Source organism: Psychroserpens sp. S379A (assembly GCF_049800755.1).
GTDB lineage: Bacteria > Bacteroidota > Bacteroidia > Flavobacteriales > Flavobacteriaceae > Psychroserpens.
Genome location: NZ_JBNAFQ010000002.1, coordinates 829,406 through 847,443 on the forward strand (window position 1 = coordinate 829,406; position 18,038 = coordinate 847,443).

The following is an 18,038-nucleotide window of genomic DNA, read 5'->3' on the forward strand; positions in this document are numbered from 1 at the left end:
CACTAAAAACTTAAAACAAATGAATATTTATCCACTAAAGTTTAACCCTATATTAAAAGAAAAAGTCTGGGGAGGTCAAAAGTTAAAACACAAACTAGGAAAAGTAACCAAGTCTAATCATATAGGTGAGAGTTGGGAAATTTCGGGTGTGAAAGGGAATGTGTCCTCTGTGAGTAACGGTGTGTACAAAGGAAAATCTTTACAAGAGTTGCTTGAGCATTATAAACACGATTTTGTTGGCATGCATACTTATAAACGATTTGGGAATGAGTTTCCTTTATTGATTAAATACTTAGATGCGCAAACTAATTTATCGGTTCAAGTACATCCAGATGATAAAATGGCGAAACACTATCATGATTCGTTTGGCAAAACTGAGATGTGGTACATTATGGATGCTGATAAAGATTCTGAGATTGTACTAGGTATGAATGAAACGTATCAGCTTCAACCAGATGTTTTACACCATGTTAATGCAGATAATGTTGCTTCTGTTTTTAATAAAAGACCTGTTGCTAAAGGTGAAAGTTATTTCATTCCTGCAGGTAAAGTGCATGCCATAGGAGCTGGAGTTTTAGCTGCAGAGATTCAGCAAACTTCTGATGTGACATACAGAGTTTATGATTGGGATAGAATTGATGCAAATGGAAATACCAGAGAGTTGCATACTGATTTGGCAGTGAAGGCTATAAAGCCGTCAGAAAATCTAATCAACTCAAGTTTTAATCTTGAGGCGAATGATAAAGCTAACCTTGTTGCTTCAGAGTTTTTTGTAACCAATATTGTAGCTGTTTCAGAAGTAAAAACAATGAATTATTGTGCACTTGATTCTTTTGTGATTTATATGTGTGTTGAAGGTGCTGTTGAGATTCAGGTTGGAGACCAAGTTTCGGAAGTATTAAAAATAGGTGAAACGGCTTTAATTCCTGCTCAAGCCAAGGAGGTTATACTTAAAGGAGGAGGGTCTAAAGTTTTAGAAGTATATCTGGATCATAACTAAAAATATAGTAGTAACCTCTAAGGTTTTATGCTATAAGTATACAACGCAATTCCTATATTTGTGCTATTATAAATTACAACTTTATGAGTGTTTTACAAACCTTAATAGAACGAAGCAATAATAGCTGTGAATTATGCGGAGCAACTAACGATTTATCTCAATATACTATTCCACCTTCTTTAAACGAAAATGTTGCTAACGATGTATTAGTATGCAAAACTTGCAAAGATCAAATTGAAGGCAATGTAGATATGAATCCTAATCATTGGAGATGTTTAAATGATAGTATGTGGAGTGAACATGTGGCTGTTCAAATTATGGCTTGGCGAATGCTACAACGTCTTAGAAACGAAGGTTGGCCAAAAGATTTATTAGACATGATGTATTTAGATGATGATGCTTTAGCTTTAGCTAGAGCCACTGGTGAGCATGAAGATGAAGCGAATAAAATTATTCATCGCGATGTAAATGGTGTGATTTTACAATCTGGAGATGCTGTGGTGTTGGTGAAAGATTTAAAAGTAAAAGGCTCTAGTATGGTTGCTAAACAAGGTACAGCTGTTAGAAATATTAGATTAGATCGTGATAATGCTGAATACATTGAAGGTAAAGTAGGTGCACAACAAATTGTAATCATTACTAAGTACGTAAAGAAACTATAACAATGTTACAGATACGACCAACGTGTGAGCATTGTAACAAAGCCTTACCATTTGATGCTGAAGATGCCATGATCTGCACTTTTGAATGTACGTTTTGTAAAGATTGTGTTGATAATCTTCTAAATCAAGTTTGCCCAAATTGTGGAGGTGGTTTTGAAAAACGACCAATTAGACCCAAGCAGTTGTTGAAAAAATATCCTGTTTCAAACACTATAATTCATAAACCTGTTGACCTTAAAAAACATCAAGAACGTTTAAATAAAAATTAAGTTCATGTCATACTTTAAATATCTAGTAGTTGTTGTGATATTCGGATTTTTCTCTTGTCAAGAGGAAGTGAAAGAGATTTCTGCTTCTGAAGCATTACAAACCATCATTACAAATTATCAAGAGCATGAAGGTTATGATAAAAACGACTATCCTTTAGGCGATTACTCGGAAACCTATTACAAATCTGAAGCCGAATTTGCTCAAAGTACTTTAGAAGAACTTTCAACTATTAATACTGAAACTTTAACAGAAACCGAACACATTTCATTTACACTTTTAAAATTTGTACTACAAGATCAAATCGATTTTTATGAATTTGAAGGCTACTTAAATCCATTGTTATCTGATACTGGATTTCATACCAATTTAACTTATGAGGTTAGACCATTAACTAATTATTGGCAAACACGAGAATATTTAAAAAAACTAAATGCCATACCAGAATTTGTCAATCAAAATTTGGTGCATTTAAGAGCAGGACTTGACAAAGGAGTTTCTCAACCCAAAATTATTTTTAAGGGTTACGAATCAACTTACGATACACATATTGTCGAAAATGTTGAAGACAGTTATTACTACTCGCCATTTAAAAATCTTCCAAGTGATTTAAGTGAAACTCAAAAAGATTCCGTTTTAACTGCTGCAAAAATAGCTATTGAAACTAATGTTATACCACAATTTAAACGCATTAAAACATTCTTTGAAACCGAATATTTTCCGAAGACAAGAACCACTTTAGGCGTGTCTGAAACACCAAATGGAGCTGCGTACTATCAAAATAGAATTAATTTTTACACCACAAGTACGCAATATACAGCCGACGATATTCATCAAATTGGTTTAAGTGAAGTGGCAAGAATTAAGGCAGAAATGAAAACCATAATTAAGGATTTAAATTTTAAAGGAAGCTTTGAAGATTTTTTTCATTTTCTAAGAACAGATAAACAGTTTTATGCCGAAACTCCTGAAGAGTTATTAATGATTGCTCGTGATATGGCAAAACGCGCAGATGCTCAACTGCCAAGATTCTTTAAAACCTTACCAAGAAAGCCTTATGGTGTTGCTCCAGTTCCAGATGCTATTGCTCCAAAGTACACAACAGGTCGTTATATTGGCACAACAAAGGAAAGTACAGATCCTGGTTATTATTGGGTAAATACTTATGATTTGCCTAGTAGAACATTATATACAATGCCAGCGTTAACAGTTCATGAGGCAGTTCCTGGTCATCATTTGCAAGGGAGTTTAAATAACGAGCTTGGAGATAGTATTCCGAATTTTAGAAAAAATCTGTATTTATCGGCTTATGGTGAAGGTTGGGGTTTGTATAGTGAGTTTCTTGCCGAAGAAATGGGAATGTATACCACACCTTATGAGCAGTTTGGAAAATTAACTTACGAAATGTGGCGAGCATGTCGATTGGTTGTAGATACTGGAATCCATGCTAAAGGCTGGACACGTGAGCAAGTTGTAGATTATATGACTTCTAATACAGCGTTATCGCTTCATGAGATAAATACCGAAACCGATCGTTATATTTCTTGGCCTGGACAAGCATTATCGTATAAAATAGGAGAATTAAAAATTAGAGAACTTCGGAAAAGAGCTGAAACGACTTTAGGTTCAAAGTTTGACATTAGAGCATTTCATGATGTGATTTTAAATCAAGGCACTGTAACACTTTCTATTCTTGAAAATAGAATTGATAATTACATTACTAAAACAAAAGAAGAATGATGTTTTAAGTTCTTGTTAGTGTGTATTTTATCGGATAAAAAATGTCATTCATAATAGAAATCTAACCAATGATACATTTGGTCGAAAAAATAGCATAGTCATTATATAATTTTAGATATTTAGCTTATAAATCATTGATTTATAGCGCCAAAATTAACTGAGATTAACCTTAATTATGCTGTTATTATGGAATTAGAAATTACACACTCAAACAACTTTTTTAAAGTAAAAGGATCTTTAGATAGACATAATATTCATGTGTTTAAAACACAATTCAGAAACATTTTTGAAAAATCTAATGCTATTACAATTAGTATTGAAGATTTAAAAAGTATTGATAGGTATGGTGTTACTGCAATTGCTCAACTACATAACGAATCTATAATAAAACAAAAACGTTTATCAATTATTGGTTTAGGATGTCAAGAATTGTTTAACCATTTCAAAACTAAAGAGCAGCAATCTACAGCAGCTTAAGCTATTACAATGCATTTTTTTGATGCTTAAAAAAGGCATCAGCTTGAAGTTGCATTAGCTCTCTTGCTTTTTTACGCTTATAAGTATAAAGTTCATTTTCTTCAGCAATATCACTATAGATTTTGTTGTTAAGTATTTGGTCTGTCTTTAACAATATTTTGCGTTCGTTTACTTTTTGTTCAACCCAAGTTTTTACAGCAGTTTCTGCATCTTCTAATTTGTAATCGTATTCACCTTTAGGCGATAAGAGTTTCGCAAATATTGGAGACGTTTCAATAGCTAAAAACAACAATAAAATGAATAATGAAGGCAGCCAAGGTAATTCACCTAAAGCATTAACACGAGCCATTAACCCATCAAATCCATCTATAATTGGTTGAGAAGTGTCAACTTGAGCATCATAATCGCTTTTTAATTGAGCAATCTGATTTTCAATCGATGCAATTTTAGCTTTATTATCTGTTTTAAGTTGTTGTAATTCGGTTAAAGCAGCATCATGCTTTTCTCTTTTTTCTTTGTAAACAGGACCTTTACCTAAAAGCTTTGTTCCAGCAGTACCTTCAGCTTCAGAAATGTAAGTGTCATAAAGTGCATTTACTTCAGTTGCTTTAGTGTCAATTTGAGATTGTAAACGTATAATGTCATTTTCTAAGGCTTCTACATTTGGAGTAAACTGTTGTGCAATTTGCGTTTTGTTTGCTAAGGTAAGATCGTTCTTTTGCTCAAGTAGGACTTGATTGATTTCCTTTTCAAAAATCTTTAATTCTAAAGGTTTAGAAATGACTACAGCAATAATTACTGCAAGTAGTAATCGAGGAGAGGCTTGAATAATTTCGTCAATAATACTATCACGTTTTTTAATTGTAGATACAATAAATCGGTCTAAATTAAAAATGAGTAATCCCCAAACAAAACCGAAAGCGACAGCAGCAAACAGGTTGTCAAAAACTGTATAAAGCGCATAGCTGCAAGCGATAAATGCCATTACAGCAGTGAAAAATACAGTTGCTCCAATACCAGCAAATTTGTTTTGTTCGCGAATAGAACAGTTGGCTAGAATATCTGTGTCTGAACCCGAACAGATGATGAAGAATTTTTTTAACATGATTGATTTGATTTTGATTGATACTTCGACTGTGTTTAGCACAGGTTGTCTATTAGAACGTTAGAAAACTAGTTTTGTTACATTATTTAATGAAAAAGACTCGTGATACTTAACTTAGTATCACGAGTCTTCGGTAAATTCTATTGTTAAGGGAATGCCTATTTGCCTAGCCTTTATAACCAATAAGAGGTTTCCTTTTAGACAAGTATATAATGTTTTGTTTAGTATTATGTTCTATACCTAATCTAATATGAATCTTTGGATTGTTTTTAGCAATGCGAATGGCTCTGTTTCGCGTAATGGTTTTTCCGTTATAACAAAACCTTAAAGACATGTCTTTAGTCATTTCTGTGATAAAACCTAGTTTAGACTTAGACTCATCTAATTTGGTTTTAATTTCTTTCGATTTAGTTAATTGATTTTCTTTCGATTTAACTTTAGAGACTTCTTTAAGAGTTTTGTTTTTAGTTGTTTTAGGGGATTTTGTCTTTTTTTGTTTTACTTCAATTTTAACCGGTTTTGGTGCCTTTGAAGGTGCAGGTATATTCACTTGACCATTTAAATTTGGTTTGTTATTTTTAAATTGTGCGACAACTTTACCATCTGAATAGACTTTAGTAATGTACTGTCCTGGTATAACATCAGATGCATTTACTTGTGAATTGCTTAATACTTTTCCGGTCTTTGAAACTTCATAACCTTTTCTATTGTAATACTTTATTTCATTATTCGTTTTTACAAAATAATGAGGTATTCCATTAATTTTTATAAAACCTGTTTTTACAAGATTGTCTTTTTTTACAGTATGAATTTTCTGATTATGCTGTTTTTCATAATCATCAATTACAGCTTGCATTTTTTTACGTTGTTCAGACGTGGCATTTTTTGGTATTGGAGGAGGTGGAGGAGGAGGTGGGAAATTAGGCCATGGCTCGGCATTGTTCCGTTGTATCACAGACATTAAATTGTGATAGATATGTTCAAAATGGTCAATATCTTTCTTTTTGATAATCGGATAAGTACTAAAGTCATTTGTAGCTTTAGCTTTTTTCATTGCCATATTGATTTTTTTTGCCCAAATATTATATTCAGTGACTTGTTCTTGTGTTGCACCTTCTTGTGTTTTATTTTTTTTAGAAATGACACAAACTGAAAATGTCTTTAAACCTTGTTCTCGTAAGAACCCTTGAATACGCTTACTTATTGAAGTTATAAGTGTTTTTTCGGTATTGAGTGATGTTGTGATAGAGACATTCATGTCATTTTCTATAGGATACAACGATGAGAGGTCTTGAATCGTAATGATTTTATCATCATAGAGTAAATCTCCTTTTTCATTTAAATACAAATCAATTTCAGCATTTTGTATGGATGTGCGACTTTTGCTATTGTCATTTAAAGATGAATTTTGCTGAGATGCTTCACCTTGTAATGTAGATTTATTGACTTCTTTTTCTACCTGTATTTTTTCGCTAAAGCTATACAACGTAAAGGCAATTAATGGAAATAAAAGCAAACTTTTTAACCAAATAGATGTTTTTGATGTTTGTGTTTTCATAACTGTAAAACGTTTTTTGATGGATGAATAATTGATGGCATTTGCCAATTGATTGTTGTTAGCTTTTGATGAGAAAGCTAGTATTGTGTTTTGGTACTTTGAAGCTAGAATGCCTTGTTTTAAAACTTCAGAATCTGCTAGAAATTCGTGATTAAGCTTGATGTCTTTTTTTATCAAATAAATTAAAGGGTTAAACCAAAATAAGATTTGTAGTAATTCAATAAAAATAATATCTAAACTGTGCTTTTGCTTAGCATGCGTTTGTTCATGAAGAATAACTTCTTTAGGAATCTCATTATTTTCAAACTTTGATTTATTAAAAAATAGATAGTGTAAAAATGTATGTGGAACCGATAGATTCTCGATTAAAACATTAATGAATCTACCATTTTTTTGTATAGGATTTTGATGTATTCTAGAAAAAATTCGTTTAAGATTTAAGCTAAACTTCACAAAAAAGAAGAAAGTACCTAAACTATATATAATTGCAAAAACTAAAGGGAAATAGTTAGCTTTTTCCTCAATAGAAACTACATCATTGGTAATGATATGATTTGTCGTAGGTATTGTTTGATGCTCCGTAAATGTTGGCTCAATATATTCTGTAAATGTGATTAAAGGGATTATGAATGCAAGACCAAATGTGGCTAATAAGTAAAAACGTTTAAGCTTATGAATGCTTGTTCTTTCTAAAACCAATTTATAGAACAACATAAAAATGGCAAGACAAACGCTAGATTTTAATATATAAATTAACATAACTACTTGTTTTTTATTTCGTTGTCAATCAAGGCTTTTAAATCTTCCAATTCTTCTTTAGTTAAATTGGTTTCTTTAGTAAAAAAAGAGGCAAACTGACTGGCACTGTCATCAAAAAATGTCTTAATTAGTGAGTTGACATGTTTAGAAAAATAATCCTTTTTCTTTACCAGTGGTTTGTATTCTCTTGATTTTCCGTAGAGTTTATAAGTTACAAATCCTTTATCTATCATTCGTTTTAAAAGTGTTGCAACAGTAGTTGTAGCTGGTTTGGGTTCTGGATATGCTTCAAGTAAATCTTTCATGAAAGCTTTTTCAAGTTTCCATAAATGTTGCATGAGTTGTTCTTCGGTTTTTGAGAGTTGCATATTTCTACATATTTAGAGTGTACTCTACAAATGTAGAATAAAAAATTGAATTTACAAATTCTTCAATTAGCAATGTTCTTAAAATCCATTATATTTGATGAAATTAAGAGAAAATTTGCCCACAATGAAAACCTTTAAAACTACCATTTTATGTCTGTTTGCTTGCGTATATTCCTCGTATGCACAATCTGTTCAAGATATAATTGATGAAGTTAATGTTGATACATTGAATCTAATTGTTAGAGAGTTTTCTGGAGATATTAGCACAGTAGTTGACGGAAATACTGTTACCATAATTAATAGACAACAATCTAATAATGATTTAGCTGCCGATTATTTAGTACAAAAGTTCGAAAGTCTAGATAATATAACCATTACAGATCAAGCATTTAATAGTAATGGTAGAAACATTATAGCAACACAATTAGGAAAAACCAATCCAAATAATATTTATATCATTTGCGCACATTATGATTCGGTTGCAGATTACTGTGCCGATGATAATGCAACAGGCACAGCAGCAGTATTAGAAGCTGCTCGAATACTTTCTACACAATGCTTAGATAATACAATTGTGTATGCGCTTTGGGATGAAGAAGAAATAGGGTTGAACGGATCGTCGTTTTATGCCAATCAAGCGTTTAATAATGGTGATAATATACTTGGTGTTTTAAATTTAGACATGATTGGTTATGATAGTGATCCTCAAGGTCAATCTGGCGATAATGAGTTTGATATAGATTATATAAATGTCGCTAATTCTTCTGGAATGAAAGATGATATCATAAACGTTTTAAATTCGTATACATTTGATTTAAGCGCAATTGAAGTCAATCCAGGAACGACCAATAGTGATCATGCTAGTTTTTGGTTTGTAGGTAATTTTCCTAATGATGCTTACTCTGCGGTCTTGCTTGGTGAATCTTGGGAAACTAACGATCAGACACCTTTTTATCATTCTTCGGGAGATCGTTATAGTACTTTAGACTTGCCTTATTTTCATGAGTTGACCAAATTAGTAACTGCATATATGGCAACTGTTGGAGGCTTAATTGATGTTGATAATGGTATCACACAAACCGTAACAACTTTAACTGCTAATCAAGCTTCAGCGTCATATCAATGGATTAATTGCGATACAGATTTACCAATATCTGGAGCAACATCACAATCATACATTCCAACAGTTAATGGTAGTTATGCTGTAGAAATCACTTCAGGATCATGCACTGAGTTAAGTCAATGTATTGAGTTTAGTACATTAGGTTTGGACGCGTTTTTAGCTTCTGAAGTAAGTGTATTTCCGAATCCTGTAAAGACAAATCTCAATGTTGCAATAAGCAATAATACAGAAGCAATTGCTTTAGATTTATTTGACGTCTCAGGAAAATTAATTTCGCAAAAACGTATTACAAACAAAGAAAACATGTTTTTACAAATGAAAAACATGTCTTCAGGTATTTATTTCTTAAAAGTATCCTCTTCAGAAAAATCTGGAGCGTATAAAATTGTAAAAGAATAGTATTCTTTATTTACTCAACTCTGTAAAATATTTATAAAATAGAGGAATGGTTTCAATACCTTTAAAATAATTCCAAACACCAAAATGTTCGTTAGGTGAATGAATAGCATCGCTATTCAATCCAAATCCCATTAAGATTGTTTTGCTTTTTAATTCTTCTTCAAAAAGAGAGACAATAGGAATACTTCCTCCACTTCTTTGAGGTATAGGAGTTTTTCCAAAAGTATCCTGATACGCTTTTGAAGCAGCTTGATATCCAATACTGTCGATTGGAGTTACATAGCCTTGTCCACCATGATGAGGAGTAACTTTTACTTTGACACCAGCAGGAGCAATGTTTTCAAAATGTGTTTTAAATAATTCAGTTATGTTCTCCCAATCTTGATTAGGAACCAATCGCATAGAAATTTTTGCATAGGCTTTACTAGCAATGACTGTTTTAGCACCTTCGCCAATGTATCCACCCCAAATTCCGTTGACATCGAGAGTAGGTCTTATCGAATTTCTTTCGTTTGTAGTATAACCTTTTTCGCCATATACAGCATCAATATCTAATGCTTTTTTATATTCATCAAGAGAAAATGGTGCTTTTGCCATTTCGGCTCTTTCTTCATCAGAAAGGTTTTCAACGTTATCGTAAAACCCAGGAATTGTAATGTGATTATTGTCATCATGAAGGGAAGCAATCATCTTTGTTAAAATGTTAATTGGGTTGGCAACTGCGCCTCCATACAATCCAGAATGTAAATCTCTGTTAGGGCCTGTGACTTCAACTTCAACATAGCTTAAACCTCTTAATCCTGTAGTAATTGAAGGAACATCTTTTGCAATCATTCCTGTATCTGAAATCAATATCACATCATTTTTGAGTTTTTCCTGATTGTTTTTTACAAATGTTGAAAGATTAACACTGCCAACTTCCTCTTCGCCTTCAATCATAAATTTTACATTACAAGGGAGTTGGTCTGTTTTAGTCATAAATTCCATAGCTTTCACGTGCATATACATTTGACCTTTATCATCGCAAGCACCACGAGCAAAAATGGCACCTTCAGGATGAATGTCTGTTTTTTTGATAACAGGTTCATAAGGAGGCGAATGCCATAACTCTAACGGATCGGCTGGTTGCACATCATAATGACCATAAACCAAAACTGTTGGAAGAGATTCATCAATAATTTTTTCGCCATATACAATAGGAAATCCATCAGTTTCACAAATTTCAGCATGATCACATCCTGCTTCTAATAAACGTTGTTTAATTACTTCAGAAGTTTTAAAAACATGATCTTTAAAGGCAGGATCAGCACTAACCGAAGGAATTTTAAGAAGGTCTAACAGTTCATTTAAAAATTGATCTTTATGATCGTTGATATAGGATTGAATATTTTGCATGAGTATGTTTTTTGATTATTTCAAAAGTACAAAAATTGATATCGTTTTTTTAGTAATTAAAGTTATTTGAATATTGAAACTATTGTTTATATTTGCATCCCAATAATAATTGGAAAGTTGCGGGCGTGGTGGAATTGGTAGACACGCTAGACTTAGGATCTAGTGCCGCGAGGTGTGCGAGTTCGAGTCTCGCCGCCCGCACGAAAAATTTAAAAGCTGACTCTTTTGAGTTGGCTTTTTTTTGTTTGAATATAGTACTTAGATTTTTTGTGAGATGAGAAGTCTATTTTAAGTAGTCGTAGGGAGTCTTGCCGTTCGCATAAAAAAACTCATAAAAAACAATAAGAGCTTTTTTATGTATTACTCTATAATGATTTTTGCATAGTTGCTATTTATTGAATTAATAAATATAAAGTTTGTATTGCTTGTTGTGTTGAGTAAAAAATGGTTTAAAGTGTTTAAAATTTAAAGTGTCTGTTTTAGATCTTAAAGACTAAGTGTTTATTCTCATTTTCGTAACATTTTTGCTGTAAGTTAGTCTAAGTTATAGCGACTAATTTTTTAATTTTGTAACTTTATAAGTTCAGTACATCAACCATGAATGATTTAAACGATAATCTTGAATCTCCTTTTAAACTCCTAGTGAGTTTTAATAAACTCTTAAATCATTATGAAGATTTAGCTAAAAGTGATGACGAATTTCAAGCAGCTAAAGCCAAACGCGTTTTAAAAACAGCATCTGCTTATCCGATATTAAGAGAAGGGTTTAGCGAGGTTTCAATTTTAGAAGAACGCAAAAAAGAGATTGGAATTATTCTTCAAGATTCTTTTAGTCCTGTGTTGACTAAAAATGAAATTAAAACTGCTTCTGTACCATTTCATAATCTAATCTTTAATTCTTCCGAACGTTTTAAAACTATTTTACAAGAAGCTGGTGATGATTTTGAATTGAAGATCAAAAACATGCCCGAAGATGATAAATATATTATTGCGTGTACTATAATTTTGGCATTTTGTTATGGATATAATATAAATTTTAAACGTCCATTTTATTACGAAATTCCCAATGCAAATGGTATAATGCAGTATTATAAAATATTGTATAATGCCGATTTTACCGAAATTGTTCCAACAAAAGATGCACCTAAAATTACTCAAGATGATGTTGATGAACTTTTAGATAATTTTGAAAATATTGATTTGTGGAAAACTAAGTTTCCAAAAGATAGCTATCTCTTTAAAGGATTTGTAATCTCAAATATTTTTAATGTGACCGATGACCAATCCATTTCAAATATTAAAACGACTTTAATTGGAGAAGATAAAAGAAAAAATGAAGGTTTTATGGAAAATTTTCATGCTATCTTTCAATCGCTTCTCGGTTTAAAAGATATTAAAGTCGGGTTTTCCATTTATAATAAAGAAGATGGTATTTTTGAGCGAGTTTATGGTGTTGGTATGCATAGTTTTTTATTGAACGATAAAGAAACAGCCAATTGTGTTGATGCATTATGTGAGTGGTCATATAATAGATTATTACATGAGAAAAAATATTTTTCGGTTTCTGATGTCGACCAAATGCTAAAAAAAGCTGAATGCAAAGCGCCACATATAGAAACTTTAAGTGCTCAAGGGATTAAAAGTGCCATTTTTGCTCCTATTGCTAATGATGAAGGCTTAATGGGAATTTTAGAAATTGTATCAGAAAAACCAAAAGTGCTTAATAGTATTAATGCTAACAAGTTAGAAGATGTTATGCCATTTCTTGTTTCGGCTGTAGAGCGTTCTAAAAGCGAAGAAGAAACTATAATTGAATCAATTATTCAAAAAGAGTGTACATCAATTCATCCTAGTGTGTATTGGAGATTTGTTAAAGAAGCAAGGCATTTTATCAAAGATCAACTTAATGGCAAAGATTCGAGTTTTAACAAAATAGCGTTTGAGAATATTTATCCCTTATATGGTCAAATTGATATTAAAGGATCTTCTGAAGCTCGAAACTCAGCAACAAGAAAAGATTTGACACTTCAGTTAAATGCAATAAAATCTATTGTTGAACAGGCTTTTCAAATAGAGAATCTTCCAATTTATGAGCAGTTTTTATTTCAAATAAACACCTATTTAGAAAGATTAAAAACGAATTTTCAAGTAGATAGCGAACAACAAATTTCGACATTTATCAAACAAGATATCGATCCAGTTTTAGAACATTTAAAATCGACAGATATTTTGCAAGATGAAGTGCAATCTTATTTTGAGAGTATCGACAAAAAAGTGGAAGTTTTATACCATCACAGAAAAGATTACGACGACACAATCGCTTTAGTGAATAAAGAAATGGCTGCACTTTTAGATAAAAAGCAAGTCGACGCTCAAGCTATGTATCCTCATTATTTTGAACGGTTTAAAACCGACGGCGTTGAACACAACATGTATATAGGTGAATCGATTACTAAGGAAGATAGTTTTAACCCAATCTATTTATACAACCTTAGGTTATGGCAGCTTCAGGTCATGATTGAAATGGAAAACGCTTTCTATTTAATGCAATCGGAGTTTCCAGTAAAATTAGATGTGGCTTCAATGTTATTAGTCTTTAATCAGCCTCTATCTATAAGTTTTAGAATGGACGAAAAACAATTTGATGTTGATGGTACTTATAATGCTAGATATGAAATTGTTAAAAAGCGCGTAGATAAAGCTTATATTAAAGGAACAACAGAACGCGTCACTCAAAAAGGGAAAATAAGTATTGTGTATTCTCAAAAAGAAGACGAAAAGGAATATTTACGTTACATTAAATTTTTACAATCTAAAAAGTATTTAGATAACGATGTAGAAATTGTAGAGCTGCAAGATCTTCAAGCTGTAACAGGTTTAAAAGCTATTAGAGTAAGCGTGTTGTATCATAAAAAAAATAATGATAAGGAGTTTTATACCTATGACGATTTAATGAAAGAACTTAATGTTTAAGGGTTTATACATTTGCTCCTGAAAACTGAAAAGCTATAGCAAAAGCTATTACGCTAATTACGATGCCAATCATAAATACAGTGTAAGTCGTTCTTAATAAACTATACTTCCTATTGAGAACTAAACCTAAAAAATATAAATCTTTGGTAAGAGACGTGTAAAGGTAATCTCTATCTTGCATCATTTCGTGCATTGCCCATTCAAATTCATCGAGTTTCATTTTGTGAAAATTTCCAAAAAATAAAAGATTCACTTTTTTATTGGCAACATCTTCTTTAGTAAACTTCCCTTGTGTCACGTTTGGTCGTGTTGCAAGTACAGATAAAACAATAGAAACTACAGTAAACAATGCAAAAATGGCTGTTGGCCAAATTAAATAGTAATTTGAAGGGTTGTCTAATTTTGAAACGAGATTTGATAGTACTAATGAAATAATAATGGCATTTACAGATAATAAGATATTAGCTTTAGTATCGGCAATATCACTTAACGTAATATGATTTCTTAACGCAACTCTAAACATCGTTTCTATACCACGTTCTGGTAATTCTAATTTATCTTTTTTAAACTGCAACTCCGCTTTTTTTTGTTTTAGCTTTTTTGAGTTTTCTACAATTTTATTCTGGTTTTGTAATAGGGTTGCTAAGTTTTTTCCTTTTCGCTTTTCCCACTTTGAAGCAGCTTGATCTGAATAGAATGTATGATGCGTAAAAAAGGCAATATTTTCTTCTAACCATTGAGATTTTGAAACTTTTTTCCCTAAAGTTAATTCCCATTCTTTACGTAATAGCGAAGCATAACTTTCATAGTTTTTACTAGAAATATGTGCGCAATCTGCATCTCTAATAAGACCTTCTAAAATGGTTTTAGGCTTGCATTGTTTTTGAGTCGCTAATATAATTTCAGAAACCTTTTGTATAGTATCTTCAGAAGCGTTTTCAGATTTTAAAAATGTCGAAGCTATATTTGCACTTTCCTGTTCATGACCTTCAATGGTTTTTGTAAATCCTGTATCATGAAACCAAGCAGCTAATATTAATTGCTCTTTTTCAGTATCGCTTAATGCACTTTCTTCAATAAGTTCTTGTAAGTTTTCTACAACTCTTTGTGTATGAGCAATATTGTGATATACAAATGTGGTGTCTAAATTCTCATTGAGATAATGGGTTACAAATTGTTCGGCTTTGGTTATAAGAGCACTCATATTGATTTCATTTTAAGTAAAAATACTAAACTTTAATTAATGTAAAATAGACACTTTTATTTGTCGTAAATTTATAAAATGCTTTCAAAAGCTTATAAAGATGAAAGATGTAAGTATTTGAGTTTTATTTCGACTATATTTTGGTTGAAAAAGCATATATTAATTTAAAACAGAAAGGAACAATGTTATGCTTACTTGGAAAGATGTAATCAACTTTTCCGTTAACGGAAATCCTACTCCAAATCAACGAGTAGAAAAGTCTGAAGCCGAATGGCAAGCGCTACTTACTCCTGAGCAATTTCGAATTACAAGACTAAAAGGTACAGAACGACCACATAGTGGAGCTTTATGTAGTATTTATGACCAAGGACAATACAATTGCATTTGCTGTAATACGCCTTTGTTTGATTCTACAATTAAGTTTAGTTCTGGTACTGGTTGGCCTAGTTTTACACAACCTATTAAAGAAAACGCAATTAAATATGAAAAAGATGTGTCTTTTGGAATGGTTCGCGTAGAAGTCATGTGCAATACTTGTGATGCACATTTAGGTCATGTATTTCCTGATGGTCCAGAACCTAGTGGATTGCGTTATTGCATTAATTCTGAATCTATGCAACTCGAAAAGGAGGTGACTATGACAACTAAAAATATTCAAGTCGCTACTTTTGGAGGTGGCTGTTTTTGGTGCACAGAAGCTGTGTTTCAAGAAGTGAAAGGTGTTGAAAAAGTTGTGTCTGGTTATTCAGGAGGAACAGTTCCTGGTCATCCAACGTATCGTGAAATATGTTCTGGGTTAACAGGTCATGCCGAAGTGGTTCAAGTTACTTTTGATGCTAATATCGTTTCATTTGAAGATTTAGCAATCATCTTTATGACCACTCATGATCCTACAACCTTAAATAGACAAGGCGCAGATACAGGAACTCAATATCGTTCGGTGATTTTTTATCACGATTCAAAACAAAAGGAAGTTTCCGAAACTATTATTAAAGAATTACAACACTATTACGACAATCCGATTGTTACTGAAATTACAAGGTTTGATGTTTTTTATGAAGCGACTAAAGATCACCAAAATTATTACAGAAGTAATCAAGACAGTGGTTATTGCAATTTTGTAATTACACCTAAATTGGCAAAACTTCGAAAAATGCATTCAAGTAAATTAAAATAATTAAAAAGAAAGGAGACATAAATCATGTCAAATCTAGCACAAGAAAAATCATATAAAACTCAATATTATATATCGTTTTTTGAAAATTTAAATTTAGAATATATGTTTCTGGATGTGGAAAAATATTCAAAATTTGAAGAAGAATTACGTAACTTATACAGCAATAGAAAGCTTAATTTTCCTACCATTGTAATTGGAACGAAGAAATTAAGAAATCCATCAGAAAAAGAGTTGCTTAAGTGGCTTAATAAATACTTATGAAACTGAATATTAAACATACTTTTACTAACGAATTACCAGCAGATTCAGTTTTAGATAACTATACAAGACAGGTTAAAGAAGCGTGTTATTCTTTTGTAAATCCAATACAAACCAAAGCACCTAAACTGATACATGTTTCAGAAGATATGGCTTCAAATTTAGGGATTTCTCAAAAGGACTATACTAGTGATTTGTTTCTAAAAGTGTTTTCCGGAAACGAGATTTTGCCAAATGCTAAGCCTTATGCGATGTGTTATGGTGGACATCAATTTGGGCATTGGGCAGGACAACTTGGAGACGGAAGAGCCATTAATCTATTGGAGGTTGAACACCAAAATAAACAATGGACAATCCAACTAAAAGGTGCAGGAAAAACACCTTACTCTCGAACAGCAGACGGATTAGCTGTATTGCGTTCTTCGATTAGAGAATATCTGTGTAGTGAAGCCATGTATCATCTTGGTGTGCCAACAACAAGAGCATTGTCTTTGGCTTTAACAGGAGATGAAGTTTTGAGAGACATGCTATATGATGGAAATTCAGCTTACGAAAAAGGAGCCATTGTATCTCGTGTTGCACCTTCGTTTTTGCGTTTTGGGAATTATGAAATTTTTGCTGCTAGGCAAGACCATAAAACGTTAAAAACGCTTGTAGATTTTACAATAAAGCATCATTTTCCAAATCTAGGGAAACCTTCAAAAACAACATACATTTCATTTTTTGCTGAAGTCGCTAAACGCACTTTAAATATGATTATTCATTGGCAACGTGTTGGCTTTGTTCATGGTGTGATGAATACCGATAATATGTCTGTTTTAGGATTAACTATAGATTATGGACCTTATGGTTGGTTAGAAGGGTTTGATTATGGTTGGACGCCTAATACAACCGATAGTCAGCACAAACGTTATCGGTATGGAAATCAGCCTAATATTGGACTTTGGAATTTGTATCAACTAGCAAATGCCTTGTATCCTTTAATTGAAGAAGCCGAACCACTTGAAGCGATATTAGAGCAGTATAAAACCGATTTTGAAACAACATCATTAGCGATGATGAAATCTAAATTAGGATTATATGATTATGATGAAAAGGATGCGCTTTTAATTCAAGAATTAGAAAACTGCCTTTTGCTAACTGAAACAGATATGACCATATTTTTTAGAAACCTCTCTAGTTTTAAAAAAGGTAATGCTTCAAAAGGATTGCAAATCGTAAAAGATGCATTTTATGTGCCAACTGAAGTTTCAGATAGTATTGCACAACAATGGAAAGATTGGTTTGAACGCTATGGTTTCAGATTAGATAAAGAAACGATGTCTGATGCTGATAGACAGTTGAAAATGAATGCGGTAAATCCTAAATACGTGCTTAGAAATTATATGGCACAATTAGCTATTGATGATGCTAATAAAGGCGATTTTAAATTAATAGATGAATTATTTCAGCTTTTAAAACATCCTTATGAGGAACAGCCTAAATCTGAAAAATGGTTTGCCAAACGTCCAGATTGGGCAAGGCATAAAGTAGGTTGCTCAATGCTGTCTTGTAGTTCATGATTTTTTGATTT

15 protein-coding genes and 1 tRNA gene are annotated in these 18,038 nt (G+C 32.1%); 11 read left to right on the forward strand and 5 right to left on the reverse strand.

The features are described 5' to 3' along the window. The first annotated feature begins 19 nt into the window (after positions 1–19). The 5 genes from ACP15M_RS08500 (at position 20) to ACP15M_RS08520 (ending at position 4,146) form a co-directional block, all read left to right on the forward strand. Positions 20–1,000 carry a type I phosphomannose isomerase catalytic subunit gene (locus tag ACP15M_RS08500; protein WP_425076766.1) on the forward strand — a complete coding sequence of 327 codons (981 nt, stop codon included), beginning with the start codon at positions 20–22 and terminating at the stop codon, positions 998–1,000. A gap of 83 nt (positions 1,001–1,083) precedes the next feature. Then, complete coding sequence (locus tag ACP15M_RS08505) at positions 1,084–1,662, forward strand: PhnA domain-containing protein (RefSeq protein ID WP_425076767.1); 579 nt, start codon at positions 1,084–1,086, stop codon at positions 1,660–1,662. A 2-nt stretch (positions 1,663–1,664) separates the two neighbouring features. Next, entirely contained in the window at positions 1,665–1,931 is a 267-nt protein-coding gene (locus ACP15M_RS08510) for a DUF1272 domain-containing protein (RefSeq protein ID WP_425076768.1), read from the forward strand. A 4-nt stretch (positions 1,932–1,935) separates the two neighbouring features. Next, entirely contained in the window at positions 1,936–3,669 is a 1,734-nt protein-coding gene (locus ACP15M_RS08515) for a DUF885 domain-containing protein (RefSeq protein WP_425076769.1), read from the forward strand. A 186-nt stretch (positions 3,670–3,855) separates the two neighbouring features. Beyond that, a complete protein-coding gene (locus ACP15M_RS08520) occupies positions 3,856–4,146 on the forward strand; it encodes an STAS domain-containing protein (protein ID WP_425076770.1) in 291 nt (96 codons plus the stop codon). Positions 4,147–4,150: 4 nt separating this feature from the next. Here the strand turns inward: ACP15M_RS08520 and ACP15M_RS08525 are convergent, their stop codons facing one another. From ACP15M_RS08525 to ACP15M_RS08535, 3 genes are all read right to left on the reverse strand, one after another. Continuing rightward, positions 4,151–5,251, reverse strand: a complete 1,101-nt coding sequence (locus tag ACP15M_RS08525) for a DUF4407 domain-containing protein (protein WP_425076771.1) — start codon at positions 5,249–5,251, stop codon at positions 4,151–4,153. 166 nt (positions 5,252–5,417) lie between these two features. After that, complete coding sequence (locus ACP15M_RS08530; protein ID WP_425076772.1) at positions 5,418–7,568, reverse strand: M56 family metallopeptidase; 2,151 nt, start codon at positions 7,566–7,568, stop codon at positions 5,418–5,420. Positions 7,569–7,570: 2 nt separating this feature from the next. After that, a complete protein-coding gene (locus ACP15M_RS08535; RefSeq protein ID WP_425076773.1) occupies positions 7,571–7,936 on the reverse strand; it encodes a BlaI/MecI/CopY family transcriptional regulator in 366 nt (121 codons plus the stop codon). Between the two features lie 124 nt (positions 7,937–8,060). Here ACP15M_RS08535 and ACP15M_RS08540 point away from each other — a divergent pair, with 124 nt between their 5' ends. Then, positions 8,061–9,458, forward strand: coding sequence for a M28 family peptidase (locus ACP15M_RS08540; protein ID WP_425076774.1), 1,398 nt, complete (start codon positions 8,061–8,063; stop codon positions 9,456–9,458). Positions 9,459–9,464: 6 nt separating this feature from the next. Here the strand turns inward: ACP15M_RS08540 and ACP15M_RS08545 are convergent, their stop codons facing one another. Next, positions 9,465–10,853, reverse strand: coding sequence for a dipeptidase (locus ACP15M_RS08545; RefSeq protein WP_425076775.1), 1,389 nt, complete (start codon positions 10,851–10,853; stop codon positions 9,465–9,467). 119 nt (positions 10,854–10,972) lie between these two features. On the opposite strand from ACP15M_RS08545, the gene ACP15M_RS08550 reads away from it, so the two are divergent. Continuing rightward, positions 10,973–11,054 (forward strand) — tRNA-Leu (locus ACP15M_RS08550). A gap of 396 nt (positions 11,055–11,450) precedes the next feature. Further along, positions 11,451–13,826, forward strand: coding sequence for a GAF domain-containing protein (locus ACP15M_RS08555; protein WP_425076776.1), 2,376 nt, complete (start codon positions 11,451–11,453; stop codon positions 13,824–13,826). Between the two features lie 4 nt (positions 13,827–13,830). Here ACP15M_RS08555 and ACP15M_RS08560 read toward each other — a convergent pair whose 3' ends face one another. Next, complete coding sequence (locus tag ACP15M_RS08560; protein ID WP_425076777.1) at positions 13,831–15,030, reverse strand: Pycsar system effector family protein; 1,200 nt, start codon at positions 15,028–15,030, stop codon at positions 13,831–13,833. A 187-nt stretch (positions 15,031–15,217) separates the two neighbouring features. On the opposite strand from ACP15M_RS08560, the gene ACP15M_RS08565 reads away from it, so the two are divergent. Genes ACP15M_RS08565 through ACP15M_RS08575 form a run of 3 tightly spaced genes read left to right on the forward strand, consistent with a single transcriptional unit; the run spans position 15,218 to position 18,027 of the window. Continuing rightward, entirely contained in the window at positions 15,218–16,207 is a 990-nt protein-coding gene (locus ACP15M_RS08565; RefSeq protein ID WP_425076778.1) for a bifunctional methionine sulfoxide reductase B/A protein, read from the forward strand. A gap of 24 nt (positions 16,208–16,231) precedes the next feature. Beyond that, the gene (locus tag ACP15M_RS08570; protein ID WP_425076779.1) at positions 16,232–16,468 is read left to right on the forward strand and encodes a glutaredoxin family protein; all 237 of its coding nucleotides are present in this window, start codon (positions 16,232–16,234) and stop codon (positions 16,466–16,468) included. Then, entirely contained in the window at positions 16,465–18,027 is a 1,563-nt protein-coding gene (locus ACP15M_RS08575) for a protein adenylyltransferase SelO (RefSeq protein ID WP_425076780.1), read from the forward strand. Before ACP15M_RS08570 ends, ACP15M_RS08575 begins: the two co-directional genes overlap by 4 nt. Positions 18,028–18,038: the final 11 nt, after the last annotated feature.